This window comes from Paraburkholderia oxyphila NBRC 105797 (genome assembly GCF_000685075.1).
Lineage (GTDB): Bacteria > Pseudomonadota > Gammaproteobacteria > Burkholderiales > Burkholderiaceae > Paraburkholderia > Paraburkholderia oxyphila.
In genome coordinates this window covers 1-17,352 of the sequence record NZ_BAYD01000047.1, presented here as the reverse complement: position 1 = coordinate 17,352, position 17,352 = coordinate 1, and the positions used below count along the sequence as shown (strand labels likewise).

Annotated in this window: 14 protein-coding genes; 5 read left to right on the top strand and 9 right to left on the bottom strand. The window is 64.0% G+C overall.

What is annotated here, in order from left to right; all coding sequences use genetic code 11:
- Nucleotides 1-20 precede the first annotated feature (20 nt).
- From BO1_RS26285 to coq7, 7 genes are all read right to left on the bottom strand, one after another.
- Nucleotides 21-1,457: a UDP-N-acetylmuramoyl-tripeptide--D-alanyl-D-alanine ligase gene (locus BO1_RS26285; RefSeq protein ID WP_028220102.1), complete on the bottom strand. Its 1,437-nt coding sequence runs from the start codon at nucleotides 1,455-1,457 to the stop codon at nucleotides 21-23.
- Nucleotides 1,454-3,019, bottom strand: coding sequence for a UDP-N-acetylmuramoyl-L-alanyl-D-glutamate--2,6-diaminopimelate ligase (locus tag BO1_RS26280; protein WP_028220101.1), 1,566 nt, complete (start codon nucleotides 3,017-3,019; stop codon nucleotides 1,454-1,456). Before BO1_RS26280 ends, BO1_RS26285 begins: the two co-directional genes overlap by 4 nt.
- Entirely contained in the window at nucleotides 3,016-4,920 is a 1,905-nt protein-coding gene (locus BO1_RS26275) for a peptidoglycan D,D-transpeptidase FtsI family protein (RefSeq protein ID WP_028220100.1), read from the bottom strand. Before BO1_RS26275 ends, BO1_RS26280 begins: the two co-directional genes overlap by 4 nt.
- Nucleotides 4,917-5,279: a cell division protein FtsL gene (ftsL, locus tag BO1_RS26270; RefSeq protein WP_028220099.1), complete on the bottom strand. Its 363-nt coding sequence runs from the start codon at nucleotides 5,277-5,279 to the stop codon at nucleotides 4,917-4,919. The genes BO1_RS26275 and ftsL overlap by 4 nt, the downstream gene beginning before the upstream one ends.
- Nucleotides 5,276-6,229: a 16S rRNA (cytosine(1402)-N(4))-methyltransferase RsmH gene (rsmH, locus tag BO1_RS26265; protein ID WP_043286567.1), complete on the bottom strand. Its 954-nt coding sequence runs from the start codon at nucleotides 6,227-6,229 to the stop codon at nucleotides 5,276-5,278. Before rsmH ends, ftsL begins: the two co-directional genes overlap by 4 nt.
- 17 nt (nucleotides 6,230-6,246) lie before the next feature.
- On the bottom strand, nucleotides 6,247-6,675 hold the full coding sequence (gene mraZ, locus BO1_RS26260) for a division/cell wall cluster transcriptional repressor MraZ (protein WP_027818006.1): 429 nt from the start codon (nucleotides 6,673-6,675) through the stop codon (nucleotides 6,247-6,249).
- Between the two features lie 389 nt (nucleotides 6,676-7,064).
- On the bottom strand, nucleotides 7,065-7,775 hold the full coding sequence (gene coq7, locus BO1_RS26255; RefSeq protein ID WP_028220097.1) for a 2-polyprenyl-3-methyl-6-methoxy-1,4-benzoquinone monooxygenase: 711 nt from the start codon (nucleotides 7,773-7,775) through the stop codon (nucleotides 7,065-7,067).
- Between the two features lie 311 nt (nucleotides 7,776-8,086).
- Between coq7 and BO1_RS26250 the strand changes: the two genes are divergently transcribed.
- A complete protein-coding gene (locus BO1_RS26250) occupies nucleotides 8,087-9,280 on the top strand; it encodes a porin (protein WP_028220096.1) in 1,194 nt (397 codons plus the stop codon).
- Nucleotides 9,281-9,425: 145 nt separating this feature from the next.
- Here the strand turns inward: BO1_RS26250 and BO1_RS26245 are convergent, their stop codons facing one another.
- Nucleotides 9,426-11,102 carry a long-chain fatty acid--CoA ligase gene (locus BO1_RS26245; RefSeq protein ID WP_028220095.1) on the bottom strand — a complete coding sequence of 559 codons (1,677 nt, stop codon included), beginning with the start codon at nucleotides 11,100-11,102 and terminating at the stop codon, nucleotides 9,426-9,428.
- Nucleotides 11,103-11,258: 156 nt separating this feature from the next.
- Complete coding sequence (locus BO1_RS26240; protein WP_028220094.1) at nucleotides 11,259-13,337, bottom strand: molybdopterin-containing oxidoreductase family protein; 2,079 nt, start codon at nucleotides 13,335-13,337, stop codon at nucleotides 11,259-11,261.
- A 173-nt stretch (nucleotides 13,338-13,510) separates the two neighbouring features.
- Here BO1_RS26240 and BO1_RS26235 point away from each other — a divergent pair, with 173 nt between their 5' ends.
- The 4 genes from BO1_RS26235 (at nucleotide 13,511) to tnpC (ending at nucleotide 17,221) form a co-directional block, all read left to right on the top strand.
- A complete protein-coding gene (locus BO1_RS26235) occupies nucleotides 13,511-14,704 on the top strand; it encodes a M20 aminoacylase family protein (protein WP_028220093.1) in 1,194 nt (397 codons plus the stop codon).
- Nucleotides 14,705-14,837: 133 nt separating this feature from the next.
- Nucleotides 14,838-15,263, top strand: a complete 426-nt coding sequence (tnpA, locus tag BO1_RS26230) for an IS66-like element accessory protein TnpA (RefSeq protein WP_245643907.1) — start codon at nucleotides 14,838-14,840, stop codon at nucleotides 15,261-15,263.
- Nucleotides 15,260-15,604 (top strand): IS66 family insertion sequence element accessory protein TnpB, encoded by a 345-nt coding sequence (tnpB, locus tag BO1_RS26225; protein WP_028220091.1) that lies wholly within the window; start codon nucleotides 15,260-15,262, stop codon nucleotides 15,602-15,604. The genes tnpA and tnpB overlap by 4 nt, the downstream gene beginning before the upstream one ends.
- A 30-nt stretch (nucleotides 15,605-15,634) precedes the next feature.
- Nucleotides 15,635-17,221: an IS66 family transposase gene (gene tnpC / locus BO1_RS26220; RefSeq protein WP_028220090.1), complete on the top strand. Its 1,587-nt coding sequence runs from the start codon at nucleotides 15,635-15,637 to the stop codon at nucleotides 17,219-17,221.
- Nucleotides 17,222-17,352: the final 131 nt, after the last annotated feature.

Here is a 17,352-nt window from a genome sequence, read left to right as displayed (position 1 = left end):
GCCTTGTATTCCTTCGAATTTCAGTGCGCACCGGACGCCGCGTCCGGTGCAGGGGGTTGCGGATTCGTGAGGGCGGCCACCACGCGCTCCATCTGCATGAAGCGCGAGCCTTTCACGAGGATCGTTGCACCTGCGCCGTAACCGGCGCTGGCGAGCGCGCGAACGAGTTCAGGCACACCGGCGGCATGCAGCGCGCCTGCGCCGAATGCCGCCGAGATGTCGCGCGCCGCGTCGCCGAGCGTGTAGAGCGCGTCGATGCCGCGCTCCTTCGCGTAGGCGCCTACTTCGCGGTGAAACGCAGGGCCGTCGTCGCCGACTTCGCCCATGTCGCCGAGCACCAGCACGCGCGGCGATGCGTGCGAGGCCAGCACGTCGACGGCCGCGCGCACGGAATCGGGATTCGCGTTGTAGGTGTCATCGATCACCAGCGCGCCCGCGAGTTCCCCAAGCGCCGCGCGCTTGACCTGCAAGCGGCCCTTCACGGGCTCGAACGCTTCGAGGCCGCGGCGGATTGCGTCGAGCGAGACACCCGCCGCGAGCGCCGCCGCCGTGGCCGCGAGCGCGTTGTGTGCGTTGTGTGCGCCGAGCACCTGCAACTCGACTTCGAAATGACCTTCAGGCGTGGCGATCGCGAGGCGGTTTGCGCTAGCGCTTTTGCCTGCGCCGGTCATTTGCTTGCCCGTTACCGCCGCCTCGACTGCGCGCTCCTCTGTCTGCAGCGCGAAATCGAGCACCTGCGAGCCCGTGGCCGCCACGCGCCAGATGCTGGCGTAGGCGTCGTCGGCGGGAAACACCGCGGTGCCTTCGGGCTTGAGCGCATGGATCACGCTCGCATGCTCGAGTGCGACGGCTTCCACCGTCGCCATGAACTCCTGGTGCTCGCGCTGCGCGTTGTTCACCACCGCGACGGTGGGCTCCGCGAACTTCGCGAGCAGCTCCGTTTCGCCCGGATGGTTCATGCCGAGCTCGACCACCGCCAGCTTGTGCGCGGCGTTCAGGCGCAAAAGCGTGAGCGGCACGCCGATGTCGTTGTTCAGATTGCCCACGGTCGCGAGCCGCGCGTCTTCGCCCACTGCCGCCGCGAAGATCGACGCGATCATTTCCTTGACGGTGGTCTTGCCGTTGCTGCCCGTGACCGCGACGAGCGGCATCGTGAAACGGCGCCGCCAGCCGAGCGCGAGCGCGCCCAGCGCCGTGCGCGTGTCGTCCACGCGCAGCGCAGGCATGCGCCAGTCGCCGGGGCTGCGCGAGACGAGCGCCGCGCTCACGTGGCGCCCCGCCACTTCGGACAGGAAGTCGTGCGCGTCGAAACGATCGCCCTTGAGCGCCACGAAAAGATCGCCGGGGCCGGCCGTGCGGCTGTCGGTTGCGATGCGCTCGAAGGTTGCGTTCTCGTCGCCGAGCACGCTCGCGCCCGGAATCAGTGCTGCTGCTTCGCGCAGGGTCAGCATGGTCATTCCCCCCCTCCGCGCCCATGCCGATCCGATGTCGGACGGGCTGCGAGAGCAAGCCGCGCGTGATCCTGATCCGAGAACGCGCGCTTCTTGCCCATGATTTCCTGAGTTGCCTCGTGCCCCTTGCCGGCCAGCACGACGACGTCTTCCTTGGCCGCGCCACGCACCGCCTGCAGGATCGCGCTCGCGCGGTCCTCGATACGGCGCGCCTTTGCAGGCTCTCGCATGCCGCCGGCGATCTGGTCGATGATCGCCGCGGGCGATTCGCTGCGCGGGTTGTCGCTCGTGACGACGACCTGGTCGGCCAGCCGCTCGGCGATCGCACCCATCAGCGGACGCTTGGTGGCGTCGCGGTCGCCGCCGCAGCCGAACATGCAGACGAGCTGGCCGCCGCGCGCCGCCGCGATCGGGCGCAGCGCGTCGAGCGTCTTTTCGAGCGCATCGGGCGTGTGCGCATAATCGATCACGACGAGCGGCTCGTCGTGGTCCGTACGTCCGCCCAGGCGCTCCATGCGGCCGTTCACCGGCTGCAGCTTCGAGAGCTCGTTGAGCGCCGCGACGAGCGGCACGTTCGCCGCCAGCAGCGCGCCGAGCACGCCCAGCAGGTTGCTCACGTTGAAGAGACCGAGCGTCTGCACTTCGACGTTCGCTTCGCCCCAGTCCGAGGTTTCCAGATGAAACGCTGTGCCCGTGGCCGTCGCGCGCACGGCGTTCGCACGCAGCCAGGCATCGGCGGCGGGCAGGTCCGCGGCGGGCGTCGTCACGGCGCAGGCAATCGTGCGCAGCTTGCCGCGCGTGGCGGCGAGGAGGCGCCGGCCCGCTGCATCATCGGCGTTGATCACGGCTGCGTGCAGGCCCGGCCACGCAAACAACCGCGCCTTCGCGGCCTCGTAGGCCTCGAAGGTGCGGTGATAGTCGAGGTGGTCCTGCGTGAGATTCGTGAAGATCGCGACGTTGAACGACGTGCCGTTCACGCGCCCCTGGTGCAGCGCGTGCGACGAGACCTCCATCGCCACGGCCTGTGCGCCTTGCTGGCGCAGCTGGGCGAGCGAGCGCTGAAGCTGCGGCGCATCGGGTGTCGTGAAGCCGGTATGCACGAGCTGGCCCGGAAAGCCGCTGCCGAGCGTGCCGACGATCGCGCACTTCTGCCCGATCGCCGTGAGCGCCGAGGCGACCCACTGGCTGCACGAGGTCTTGCCGTTCGTGCCGGTCACGCCGACCACGAGCATCGCGTCGCTCGGGTTGCCGTACCAGCCGCTGGCGATCTCGCCCGCGAGCACGTCGAGCTGCGGCACGGCCAGCGCGTTTTGCGCCTGCGCCACGTCGAACTGCCCTGCATAGCCTTCCGGCTGATACACGACAGCCGCCGCGCCGCGCGCGAGCGCGTTTTCGATATGCGAGCGGTTGTCGGCGCCTTCGACGGCGTAGGCAAGAAACACGTCGCCCGCCTTGAGCGAGCGGGTGTCGGCGTGCAGATCGGCTTCGGGCGCGACGCGCGCGCGCAGCCACGCGAGCGCGTCCGCGATCTGCCGGTGCGCGGGATGCTGGTTGCGCGTGGCGCTCATCGGACGACTCCGGGACGGTTTTTCGCGTTGTCGGCAACGGTCATGTGACGCGCGCCGACGGGGGGCTTGCTTGCAGGGCCGTTCGCCACGCGCTTGACCGTTGCGGCGGGCGCGGAAGCGGACGACGGCGCATTGGCGACTGCGGCGCCAGAAGCACTGTCGTCGGACACGACGAGTTGCTTGACCGGCATATCGGGCGGCACATTGAGCGAGCGCAGCGTGTCGCCGACGATGCCCGAGAACACCGGGCCCGACACCGCGCCGCCGAAGTGGCTGCCGGCTGTCGGCTCGTCGACGGTCACCGCGACTACGATGCGCGGATTCGGCATCGGCGCCATGCCGACGAACGACGCGCGGTACTTCGAGTGGTCATAGCCGTGCGGACCGTGCTTGTACGCCGTCCCCGACTTGCCGCCCACGCGGTAGCCGGGCACCGCTGCGTCGGGCGAGGTGCCGTCCTTCGAAACCACGCTCTCGAGCATCGTGCGCACTTCGCGCGCCGTGGTGGGCGCGAAGACCTGCGTGCCCACCACCGGCTGGTCGTCGCCGGGGTGGCGGAAGATCGTCACCGGCAGGATCTGGCCGTCGTGCGCGATGGCCGTGTACGCGCGCGCGAGCTGGAACAGCGAGACCGACAGGCCATAGCCGTACGACATGGTCGCCTGCTCGATGCGGCGCCAGCTTTTCCACGGACGCAGACGGCCGGCCGCCGCGCCGGGGAACCCGACCTTCGGCGCTTGCCCGAGACCGATGCTGGTATACATGTTCCACATTTCTTCGGGCCGGAGCGTCATGGCGATCTTCGTCGCACCGATGTTGCTCGACTTCTGGATCACGCCGCCGACCGTGAGCACACCGAACGCGGCGTCGTCGGTGATGGTCGCGCCGTCGAGCGTAAAGTGGCCTCCACCCGTATCCACCAGTGTAGTCGGCGAGACGCGATGCAAATCGAGCGCCAGTGACACCGTGAACGGCTTCATGATCGAGCCCGGCTCGAACACGTCGGTCAGGATGCGGTTGCGCAGCTGCTCGCCCGTGAGGTGCGAGCGGTCATTCGGGTTGTAGGTGGGATAGTTCACGAGCGCGAGCACTTCGCCCGTGCGCACATCCACCACCATCGCCGCGCCGGCCTTGGCCTTGAACTTCTCCACCGCCGCCTTCAGGTTCGAATACGCGATGTACTGGATCTTGCTGTCGATCGACAGTTCGACGTCCTGTCCGTTGTGCGGCACGACCGTTTCGTCCACGTCCTCGACGATATGGCCCATGCGGTCCTTGATGACGTGACGAATCCCGGGCACGCCCGCGAGCAATTTCTGGTCGGAGAGCTCCACGCCTTCCTGCCCTTCGTCTTCCACATTGGTGAAGCCGATCAGGTGAGCGGTGACCTGGCCTTCGGGATAGAAGCGCTTGTATTCGTTACGCTGATAGACACCGGGAATGTCGAGCGCCGCGACCTTTTGCGCGACGTCGAGCGGCACCTGGCGCTTCACGTAGACGAAGGTCTTGTCTTCGGAGAGCTTGGCGCGCAGTTCCTTGGTCGACATGTCGAGCAGCGTGCCGAGCTGCGTGAGCTTGTCGGCGCCGAGATCGTCGGGCACGTCTTCGGGGATCGCCCAGATCGCGCGCACGGGCAGGCTCGTGGCGAGCACGAGGCCGTTGCGGTCGAGAATCTTGCCGCGCGTGGCGGGCATTTCGATCGTGCGCTGATAGCGGCTCTCGCCCTGCTTCTGATAGAACGCGTTGCCCGGCCCCTGAATCCAGAACGCGCGCGCGGCGAGCGCGACGAACGCCATGAACAGCATGAAGACGACGAACTTCGAGCGCCACATCGGCAGGCGCACCGAGAGAATCGGGTTCGGGGTAAAGGCGACGCTCTTGCGGTTATTGCCTTTTTTCATCGCGTGCCCCCACGACGGCCCTTCGTGGCGGTGGCGGCCGCGCCCTGTGCCGGCGCGGAGGTGGGCACGGGCGCGTCAGCGGCGCTCGCGGCGCCTGGCGCGAGTGTCAGATATTGCGTGCGTCCGGTCGTCACGGGCTGCATCTTGAGCGAATCGGTAGCGATTTGTTCGACGCGCGACGTCCGCGACAGCGCGCTCTGCTGATATTGAAGCTGTGCGTAGTCCTGCTGGAGCTGCCGCTCCTGCGACTGCGCGCGTTGCAACTGGAAAAACATCTGACGCTGCTGATTGGTGGCGTTGACGACCGACAGCGCGCACCCCATGACGACGATCAGCAGGAAAATATTCAGACGGTTCATGGCGTGACGCGCTCCGCAATGCGCATCACGGCCGAGCGGGCGCGCGGATTGGCGGCGACTTCCTCATCGCTCGCGAATACGCGCCCAAGCAGCTTCAAAGGCGGGCTGGGCAGGTCGACGGCGCGGATCGGCAGGCGACGGTCGAGCGCCGGCGCAGTGGACTGCGCCTGCATGAACCGCTTCACGATCCGGTCTTCCAGCGAATGAAAGCTGATGACCACGAGCCGCCCCCCCTGCTCCAGCAACGACAATGCTGCTTCTAGTACGACTTGCAGCTCCGCAAGCTCTTGATTGACGTGAATCCGTATAGCCTGAAAGGTGCGGGTTGCCGGATCCTTACCCTTCTCACGGGTTTTGACGGCGTTAGCCACGATTTGGGCAAGCTCGCCCGTGCTGTCGAGAGGCCCGAGACGGTCGGACTCTGCCCGGCGAGCAACAAGCGCCTTTGCAATCTGAAAAGCAAACCGTTCTTCCCCATAATCTCGAATCACCTCCGTCAGTTCTTGCAACGTGGCCCGCGCGAGCCAGTCGGCGGCGGACTCGCCGCGCGTCGGGTCCATCCGCATGTCGAGCGGACCATTGGCGCGGAAACTGAAACCGCGCTCCGGGTCGTCGATTTGCGGCGACGACACGCCCAGGTCCAGCAATACGCCCGACACACGCCCTACCCCGCGCGCCGCCAAGGCGTCGCGCAGCGAAGCAAAACTCTCATGCACGATCGAGAAGCGCGCGTCGCCCACTTGCTGCGCCGTGGCGATCGCCAGCGGGTCCTTGTCGAACGCGATCAGGCGCCCGGCTTCGGAGAGCCGGCCCAAGATCGCGCGACTGTGCCCGCCGCGCCCGAACGTGCCGTCCACATAAATGCCGTCCGCGCGCGTCACGAGCGCGTCGACCGCTTCATCGAGCAGCACCGTGCGATGCTGCAGTCCCTGTCCCATCGCAGATGCCATAGCGTTTTAAACCGCGATCAGAACGTGAAATTCTTCAAGGCGTCGGGCATGCCCTGCGCCATCGCCGCCTGTTCCTTGGCGGCGTAGGTCTGCGCATCCCACAACTCAAAATGACTACCCATGCCGAGCAGCATGACTTCCTTTTCCATTCCTGCTGCAAGACGTAATTCAGGCGAGACGAGCACGCGGCCCGCGCTGTCGAGATCGACGTCGGAGGCATTGCCCAGAAAAATGCGGCGCCACCAGTGCGCGTCCATCGGCAATGCCGCGACTTTCGCGCGGAACACTTCCCATTCGGGGCGCGGAAATAGCAACAGGCAGCCGTCCGGGTGCTTGGTGATCGTCACCCGGCCTTCTGCCTGTTGTTGCAGCGCGTCCCGATAGCGAGACGGAATCGACATCCGCCCTTTCGCATCGAGTGTCAGCGCCGACGCCCCCTGGAACAATTTGCTCCCCCTCGCGCGGCGCTGATCGCCGCCCGCCTAAATCTCAGGAAATTTACCCGAATGCGTCTTTGAAATCACACAAAAATACACTTTCTCACACTGTCTCCCACTTTAGAGGAAGGCCCCACGAGGGTCAAGGTGGGTGGCGCGTTTTTTGACGAAATTTATCCGATAGAACAAGGACTTAGCGGCGCTTGTTCAAGTCAGACAAAAAGCCAAAAACCGTTATGAATGAATGAGCTAACGAAGGTTGTGAAGGTGATACGTGAAATGCACGGAGAAAACCGTGGTGGTGCGGGGACTTGGCGGGGATTAATTCGGGTGACTGAAAGCGGTGAAAGCCGAAGACTTGCGCGGACCGGATTAGTGTACCGGTCCGCGAAGACATATCAAATGTAGTACGCGGTGCGGGTCATGATTTTCGATGCCGCACGCATCAGCGAGCGCACCGGCAGCGGTAAATCGACACCGCCCAGATCCGTGGCCGATTTCGCATGGGCAATCTCGTCGGTGCGCATCTGCTCGACGATCGCGCGTGACTCCACGTCGGCAGGCGGTAACGCATCGAGGTGGCTGTCCAGATGGTGCTCCACCTGGCGCTCGGTTTCGGCCATGAAGCCGAGACTGATCTTGTCGCCAAGACGCCCTGCCGCGAGGCCGATGGCAAGCGCTCCCGCATACCAGAGCGGGTTGAGCAGGCTCGGGCGCGAGTCGAGCGCTTCGAGGCGGCGCGCGGTCCACGCGAGATGGTCTTCTTCTTCACGTGCAGCCTGGTCGAACGCCGCCTTGAGCGTGGGCGAGCGCGCCGAAAGCTTTTGCGCCTGATACAGCGCCTGCGCACACACCTCGCCTACGTGATTCACGCGCATGAGACCTGCCGCGTGCGCACGCTCCGCAGCGGTAAGTTCGCCGGCCTGCGCTGCGGCGGCTGCGGAGCCGGATGCCTCGAATGATTCGGGCGACGCGGACCAATCCACGGCGGCGGCCGGAAGATCGGCAGGGGCGGCAGAAGGCTGCGGCATGGGCCGCGACATGCGCGACACCCCGGTGATCGAGCGCAGGCCCCGATCGAACTCGGTAATCAATTCGTCAAACGTCATCCAACCTCCTTCCGTACCTACTGCAACGCGGATCGCACAAAACCCGACCGACCGGACGTTCTAAACCACTACAGGAACTCGCAGCACGCCGTCAATCCGGGGCAGCGCCGATTTCAGGCGCATATTTTAGACCATGTTGTGTAAACGAAACAGGTACTTACGTGCCGCCCGGCTTTTCCTTTGTTCGACATAAACGGTTTGTTACATTACGGGCAACTTCTCGCGAAGTTGGATGGCCGGGCCCCCGCTAGACAATAAATTGGCCTCGCTAACAAGACGCATAAAAGTCGTAAAACACTGGAGATCATTCAATGAAGAAGTCGCTTCTCGCGCTTGCTGCGCTGGGCGCGTTCGCGGGCGTTGCTCACGCTCAGAGCAGCGTCACGCTGTACGGCATCATCGACGAAGGTTTCAACATCAACACGAACTCGGGCGGCAAGCATCTGTACAACCTCTCGAGCGGCGTGATGCAGGGCAGCCGCTTCGGCCTGCGCGGTGCTGAAGACCTCGGTGGTGGCCTGAAAGCGGTCTTCGTGCTCGAAAACGGCTTCGACGTGAACACCGGCAAGCTCGGCCAGGGTGGCCTGATGTTTGGCCGCCAGGCTTATGTCGGCCTGAGCAGCAGCCAATACGGCACGGTTACACTGGGTCGCCAGTACGACTCCGTCGTCGACTACGTCGGTCCGCTCGAAGCCGGCGACCAGTGGGGTGGCTACCTCGCTGCTCACCCGCAAGACCTCGACAACTTCAACAACGCGTACCGTACGAACAACACGGTCAAGTTCACGAGCGCGAACTATGCGGGCCTGACGTTCGGCGGCACGTACAGCTTCGGTGGCCAGGCAGGCAACTTCTCGCAGAACCAGATCTGGTCGTTGGGCGCAGGCTACAACAACGGTCCGCTGGCCTTGGGCGTCGGCTACCTGAACGCACGCACGCCGAACAACTTCGGCGGCATTTTCAACAACAGCACGAGCTCCTCGCCGCTCTCGAACGCTGCTGATTCGACCAACACCGTGTACGGCGGCTTCTCGACGGCCAATACGTACCAGGTCATTGGCGCAGGCGGTGCATACACGTTCGGCGCGGCCACGTTCGGCGTGACGTATTCGAACGTCAGCTTCCGCAATCTGGGTTCGGTCGCCGGTGTGGCCCCGTCGCTGTATCAGCGCGGCTCGAACGCCACGTTCAACAACGTCGAAGCGAACTTCAAGTATCAGATCACGCCGGCTCTGCTGGCTGGCTTCGCGTTCGACTACACGGACGGCAACAGCGTCACGCTGGCGAACGGCACGAGCCAGAGCGGCGCGAAGTACTATCAGTACTCGCTGGGCACGGACTACTTCCTGTCCAAGCGCACGGACGTCTACCTGATCGGCGTGTACCAGCACGCTTCGGGTACGGACTCGCTCGGCAACCCGGCTGTCGCCTCGATCAACGGCCTCACGCCGTCGAGCAACGACAACGTGTTCACGGCGCGTATCGGTATCCGTCACAAGTTCTAAGAAGAACAGCCGTTTCAGTCTCGAAGGCGCCTGCGGGCGCCTTTTTTCTTTGGCGCGCCCGGCGTCTTTCGGCTCTCTTCACGCGCCCAACACAACAGGCCCACCCTTGCGGGCAGGCCTTCGGTGCGTGCGTGACGGTGGAGGCTTACGCGTGAGCTTCGCGCAACTCGCGCCGCAGGATCTTGCCGACATTGCTCTTGGGCAGCTCGCTGCGGAACTCGATGATTTTCGGCCGCTTGTAGCCGGTCAGCTGCGTCTTGCAGTATTCGAAGACGTCCTTGTCGGTGAGCGCCGGGTCCTTCTTCACGATATAGAGCTTCACCGCTTCGCCCGAGTGCGCGTCGGGCACGCCCACGGCGGCCACTTCGAATACGCCCGGCAGCTTCGCGACCACATCTTCGATCTCGTTCGGATAGACGTTGAAGCCCGAGACGAGGATCATGTCCTTCTTGCGATCGACGAGCTTCACGTAGCCGCGCGCGTTCATTACGCCCACGTCGCCGGACTTGAAGAAGCCGTCGGCGGTCATGACCTTCGCCGTTTCTTCCGGACGCTGCCAGTAGCCCGCCATCACCTGCGGACCGCGAATGCAGATCTCGCCCGCTTCGCCAATGCCCAGCTCGTTGCCGTTGTCGTCGCGAATCGAGATTTCCGTCGACGGCAGTGGCAGGCCGATCGTGCCCGTGTACTCGGTCGCGTCGGTCGGATTGCAGGTCACGCTGGGCGAGGTTTCCGACAGGCCGTAGCCTTCGACGATCGGCGTCTGCGTGCGCTCGTACCAGCGCTTCGCCACGGCTTCCTGCACGGCCATGCCGCCACCGTTCGCGACCAGCAGATGCGAGAAGTCGAGCTTGTCGAAATCGGGGTGATTGAGGATCGCGTTGTAAAGCGTGTTGACTGCCGGGAAGGTCGTGATCGAATAGCCTTGCAGGTCCTTGATCATCCCCGCGATGTCGCGCGGATTCGGGATCAGCACGGCGAGGCCGCCCGTGCGCATCGTCAGCAGGCCGCAGACGGTGAGCGCGAACACGTGATAGAGCGGCAGCGCCGCAACCGTGACCGGCTGGGTGCCGGCGGCAAGACGCGCGAGTGCGGGCTGGGTCCACGCAGCCGACTGCAGCACATTCGCGATGAGATTGCGATGCAGCAGCGTGGCGCCTTTCGACACGCCAGTCGTGCCGCCCGTGTACTGGAGGAACGCGACGTCTTCGGGTTTCTGCTCGACGGGCTTGAACGTGAGGCGCGCGCCAGCCGAGACTGCGGCGTTGAAGCGCACGTGGCCCGGCAGGCTCCACGCGGGCACCATCTTCTTCACGTGGCGCACGACGTAGTTCACGATGAAGCCCTTCAGCGTGCCGAGCAGGTCGCCCATCGACGCCACCACGATGTGCTTGACGCGCGTCTGCGCGACGACTGCCTGCAGCGTGGCCGCGAAATTCTCGAGGATGACGATGGCTTCGGCGCCGCTGTCCTTGAGCTGATGTTCGAGCTCGCGCGGCGTGTAGAGAGGGTTCACGTTCACGACGACATAGCCCGCGCGCAGGATCGCAGCAAGCGCGACCGGATACTGCAGCACGTTCGGCATCATGATCGCGATGCGCGCGCCGGGCGCGATGCCGCGCGACTGAAACCATGCGGCGAGCCGCTTCGAGAGTTCGTCGAGCTGTCCGTAGGTGATGGCCTTGCCCATGCACGCGAACGCGGGTTTCGACCGGTTCGCATTGAAGCTCTCCGCGAGCAGCGCCGTGATGGACGCATATTGGCTCGCGTCGATTTCCGCGGGAACGCCGGGTGGGTACGATTTCAGCCAGACTTTATCCATGCGGCGTCTCCTCCTGAATATTTTCGAATGGTCGTGCTAAAACGCTGATCGTAGCATGCAACCCGCGTTTTTCTTCCGCAAATCAGCGAGTTAGAAAGCCCCCTCGAACCACGGCAAGCGCTTTTCCGGGGGGCTTCAAGGCGTTTCGTTCAGGGCTTACGCGCGTTCGACTTCCACGAGACAGTCATAAAACGTGGCAGAGCCGCCCAGATCGGTGAGCGCCTGGCTCGTCACTTCGTTTGCGTTGCGGCCATCCGGCGCGAGCTTCTTCCACCAGATTGACAGGCCGACCACGAGACCTTCGCGCGCGCGGTCGGAGACGCGCGCACGCGCACGCATCGACCCACGGTCGTTGAAGACGCGCACCTGATCGCCGTCCGCGATGGCGCGTCGCGCGGCATCGGCGGGATGGAGATCGAGATGCGGCTCGCCTTCAGTCGCCCGCAGGCTCTCGACGTTCACGAAGGTACTGTTCAGGAAATTGCGCGCGGGCGGCGAGATCATCGCGAGCGGGTAGCGTGCGGCCAACTCGGGCGCACCGTCGGCCGATTCGTACGGCGGCAGGTAGTCGGGCACGGGCTCGAGGCCAGCCTTCGCGAGCGCCTCGCTGTAGAACTCGCACTTGCCCGTGGGCGTGCGAAAACCCCCGTTGGCGAATGGCGCGTCGGCGATATTCAACTTCACCCAGCCGTCCTGCTTGAGCCTCGCCCAATCGGCGCCAGCGAGCGCGGGATCGCTCCAGTCGAACGCGTGCGCGGCCACCTCTTCGTCGCTCTCGAAGAGCGCCGGGTCGGTCAGGCCCATTGCGCGCGCAATCGAGCGGAAGATCTCGGTGTTCGGACGCGCGTCCCCCACCGGCGCAATAGCCGGCAGATTGGCCATTATGTAGGTATGGCCGTAGGACTTGTGAACATCGAGGTGTTCGAGCTGGGTCGTGGCGGGCAGCAGCAAGTCGGCGTAATCGGCGGTGTCGGTCTGGAACTGCTCGAGCACGATCGTGAAGAGATCCTCGCGCGCGAAGCCCGCCGCCACCTTCGCCGACTCCGGCGCGACCGCCACCGGATTGGAGTTGTACACGACGATCGCCTCGACCTTCGGACCGAAAGCGGCGTCGCCCGCGTGCGTGAGCGCGTCGCCGATCTGGTTCATGTTGACGATGCGCGGCTGATGCTTCGGCCAACCAGGAATCAGGTCGGGACGCTGGAGCGCGTTCCCATTGATTGGCGCCCAACCCGACGACGAAAGCAGCACGCCACCAGCGCGCTCGCGCCAGGCGCCAGTCAGCGCCGGCAGGCAGGCGATTGCGCGCACTGCATTGCCGCCGCCGCGCACGCGCTGCAGGCCGTAATTCATGCGGATCGCCACCTTGCGCGTGGAAGCATAGAGGCGCGCCAGATCGACGATGGTTTGTTCCTCGATGCCGCAGATCTGCGCGACGCGCGCAGGCGTATAGGCGAGCGCGCGCGCCTTCAACTGCTCGAAGCCATGCGTGTGCGCCGCGATGTACGCATGATCGAGACGATATTCAGTGATCAGCACGTGCATCATGCCGAGTGCGAGTGCGCCGTCAGTGCCCGGCTTCAGCGCAATGTGCTGATGGCACTTCTCCGCCGTGAGCGAGCGATACGGATCGATCGCGATCAGCTTCGCACCGTTGCGCTTGGCTTCCTGCGCACGCGTCCAGAAGTGCAGGTTGGAGGCGATTGGATTCGCGCCCCAGATCAGGATCACCTCACTCTCGGCGAAGTGCTCGGTGAGCATGCCGAGGCTCGAACCATATGTGTAGCGCAGGCCCGCTGCGCCCGCGGCCGCGCAGATCGCGCGGTCGAGCCGCGACGCGCCGAGCTTGTGGAAAAAACGCTGTGCGATGCTGTCGCCTTGCACGAGACCCATCGTGCCGGCATAGCTATACGGCAAGATGGCTTCGGGCGCACGTTGCGCAATCTCGCCAAGGCGCGCAGCCGCAATCGCGCATGCCTCGTCCCAGCTGATCGGCTCGAAGCGCCCTTCCCCCTTGCGGCCGACACGCTTCATCGGTTGCGTAAGACGCTTCGGATGGTGTACGCGCTCGGCGTAACGGGTCACTTTCGTGCAGAGCACCCCTTGTGTCGGCGGATGGTCGGGGTCGCCGCTCACCTTGATGGCCTTGCCGTCCTCGACGGTCACGCGCATCGCGCAGGTGTCGGGGCAGTCGTGGGGACAGACTGCGCGGGCAAATTCGGCTCGGGCATTCATGAGGAATCCGTCGATGGAAGGTGGTCTCGATACCGCGATTTTATTATGTCCGGCGTGCGGCGCCGCCACGTGCCTGCTGGGTTGCCTCGAAAAAAAAGGTTCGGCGTAGAATGGTTCGTCCAGGCCCGCCTCAAATCGAGGGCGGGCGCCTACTTTCTCGAGCACTGTCCGTCATGAAACTGATCCCGGAAATCCAGGCCGCCCAAGGCGAAATTCAGGGCCTACGACGAACGATCCACGCCCACCCGGAACTGCGCTACGAAGAGACCCAAACTGCCGAGCTGGTTGCATCGAAGCTCGCGGAATGGGGCATCGAAGTGCATCGCGGGCTGGGAAAAACGGGCGTTGTCGGTATGCTCAAGCGCGGCAGCGGCACGCGCGCCATTGGGTTGCGCGCCGATATGGATGCGCTGCCCATTCAAGAGCTGAACACGTTCGAGCACCGCTCCCGCCACGAAGGGAAGATGCACGCATGCGGCCACGACGGCCATACCGCGATGCTGCTCGGTGCGGCGCAGCATCTCGCTCAGCATGGCCAATTCGACGGCACCATCGTGTTCATCTTCCAGCCAGCGGAGGAAGGCGGCGCGGGCGCGAAAGCCATGATCGAAGACGGGCTGTTCACGCGTTTTCCCGTGGATGCCGTGTTCGGCATTCACAACTGGCCTGGCATGCCGGCGGGACACTTCGGTGTGACCGAAGGGCCGATCATGGCGTCGAGCAACGAGTTTCGCATCGAAATCAAAGGCGTAGGCTCGCATGCCGCGCTGCCGCACAACGGACGCGATCCGGTTTTCACGGCGGTGCAGATCGCCAACGGGTTGCAAAGCATCATCACGCGCAACAAGAAGCCGCTCGATACGGCTGTCCTGTCGATTACGCAGATCCACGCCGGCGACGCGGTGAATGTCGTGCCGAATACGGCCTGGCTTGCGGGGACGGTGCGCACCTTCACGACGGAAACGCTCGATTTGATCGAGACGCGTCTGCGCAAGATCGCCGAGAGCACGGCGGAGGCGTACGAGTGTTCCGTCGACGTGACCTTCCATCGCAACTATCCGCCGACGGTGAACAGCAGCGCAGAGGCCCAGTTCGCGGCTGAAGTGATGAGAGAAGTCGTGGGCGCCGATCGTGTCGACGATAGCGTCGAGCCGACCATGGGCGCCGAGGACTTCTCCTTCATGCTGCTGGAAAAGCCCGGTTGCTATGCATTCCTCGGCAACGGGGAAGGCGGGCATCGCGAGGCGGGACACGGCGCCGGGCCTTGCATGCTGCACAACGCCAGCTATGACTTCAACGATCAGTTGTTGCCGGTTGGAGCGTCGTACTGGGTGCATCTGGCAACGAAATTCCTCGCCCAGAAGTAGAGATCGACTGCGGTTTCAACGAAAAAAGCCGTCCTGTGTCGTTCGCAGGGTAAGCGTCTCGCCGCGGCCGTTCTGGCGTGCTGATTGAGGTTTTGGGTAGTTTGGTACCCACCAAATTATGGTGGATACCAAAGTGGACAAGACGTGGGGCGTTGGCGCCGCAGTCGGCGCATATAAGCGGCCGAACTTTCCGACCGAGTTCAAACGGCAACTGGTTGAACAGTCTTTCGAACCGGGCGCGTCGGTGGCGTTGATCGCGCGCAGCAACGACATCAATGCGAACCTGTTGTTCAAATGGCGACGGCTTTATCTGGCAGGAGAGTACGGTTTGCCAACGCTGCCTGAGAGTGCAACGCCGAAGCGGGCACCGGAGGTGCCGTCGCTGTTGCCGGTGGATATCGTCGCTGAGGCGGCAGAACATACGCCACCGATGGCAGTCGATATAGCACGGTCGGCAGAGGATCTTTGCGAGATCGAGTTCGACCGTGCACGCTTGAGGGTTCGCGGCAACGTGTCACCGGATATGCTGCGGCTGCTGATCCGGGAGCTATCCCGATGATCGGCTTGCCGGCAGGCACTCGCATCTGGATCGCCGCAGGCGTCACCGACATGCGTAGTGGTTTCCCGGCTCTTGCCGCGAAGGTGCAAGCGGCACTCGAAGAGAATCCGCTCGGCGGCGATGTGTTCATTTTTCGGGGACGTCGCGGCGATCTGGTAAAAATTCTCTGGGCAACCGATGACGGACTATGGCTCCTGGCGAAGCGGATTACCCGTGGGCGTTTTGTCTGGCCCCAGGCTGATGGTGGCAAGATCCATCTCACGTCGGCGCAGCTGTCGATGTTGCTGGAAGGCATCGATTGGCGACAACCCCGTCGTACGGCCGCATTGTCGATGTTGTAAACCGCATCGAAGGCTCGTAAACTGCAGCGCATGCCCGATCATGCGCCACTTCCGGACACCGTTGCCGAGCTCCAGGCCCTGGTGCTCGAGCAGCAGGCGTCGATGGCAAAGATGCTGCAGGAGATTACCGACCGCGATCGGGAGATTGTCGAACGGGACCAGGAGATCGAGCGCCTGACGGCCCAGATCGACAAGCTCAGGCGTATGCACTTCGGTCGCAAATCCGAGCAACTTGAGCGGCAGATCGATCGGCTCGAAACCCAACTCGAGGATCTGGCAGCGGGCAGCGGCGTCGCCGATGTCCGCCGTGCGCGCGCTCGTGCATCAAGTTCGGGCGTGTCTGCGCCATCCCCGCAGGAAGCCTTGCCGCCCCACCTGCCACGCGAGGAGCGCGTACTCGAGCCGGCCTCGATCTGCCCGAAGTGCGACAACGCCATGAAGCTTCTCGGCGAGGACGTGTCCGAGCAGCTCGCACGCGTCACAGCGATGTTCAAGGTCATCCGCACGCTCCGTCGCAAGCGGATCTGCACCGGTTGTGGACATATCGTGCAACTACCCATGCCGGGGCTGCCGATCGAGCGCAGCATCGCGCATCCGAGCTTGCTGGCCGAGATCATCGTTGCGAAGTATGCGAACCACACGCCGCTGTATCGGCAGTCCGAGATCGCGGCGCGCGACGGCGTACGTCTCGATCGGGCCACCATGGCACGCTGGGTCGGACAATGCGAAGAACTCTGCCGGTTGCTGACTGAAGCGCTGCGTCGCTACACGATGGCGACTGCGAAGCTCCACGCGGACGACACGCCCATCCCGGTGCTCGCGCCCGGCAACAAGAAGACCAAGACCGGTCGGTTGTGGGTTTACGTGCGCGATGATCGCCGCTCAGGTTCGAGCGATCCCGCTGCTGTCTGGTTCGCGTACTCGCCGGACCGCAAAGGCATCCACCCCCAGACCCATCTTGCCGGATTCGAAGGCGTCCTTCAGGGGGACGGCTATGCCGGCTTCAACGAGCTGACCGAAAGCGGCAAAGTTCGCCTGGCTTCTTGCTGGGATCATGCGCGTCGATATCTCTTCGACGTCCATGAGACAGCGCCGTCGGAAACTACGAAGCAATGGCTCGACATGATTGGCGATCTCTACGAAATCGAGGCTGCTATCCGCGGCAGACCACCCGATGAGCGGCGACGCGTCAGGCGGGAAAAGAGCAGCCCGTTGCTCGTGGCTCTCGAGAAGTCGATGAAGGAGAAACTCGCCACTCTCTGGCCAAAGGCACCACTGGTCGAAGCGATCAACTACTCTCTGAACCGATGGAATGGACTCACACTGTTCTGTGACGACGGCCGTGTCGAGATCAGCAACGTGCTTGCCGAAAATGCCCTGCGCTGTGTGGCCCTTGGTCGGCGCAATTTTATGTTCGCGGGCTCCGACAGCGGTGGTGAGCGAGCTGCCGCCATGTATGGCCTGATCGGCTCGTGCAAATTGAACAACATCAATCCACGCGCCTACCTGGAATTCGTGCTCACGCATATTGCGGATCACCAGGCCAACCGCATCGACGAACTGTTGCCTTGGAACGTCGCGAAACATCTCCCCCTATCTACACCTGCCTCGCTTTGATCCCTGCTCGCAGCGGCGCGATACGCCTGCCGCGTTCTTCGACGCTTGTCCAGAGAATTCTCGACGGCTCCCACGCGACGCTTACTTCGCAGGACGGCTTTTTCGTGTTTGTTCTGTGCGTGTTTTGCTGC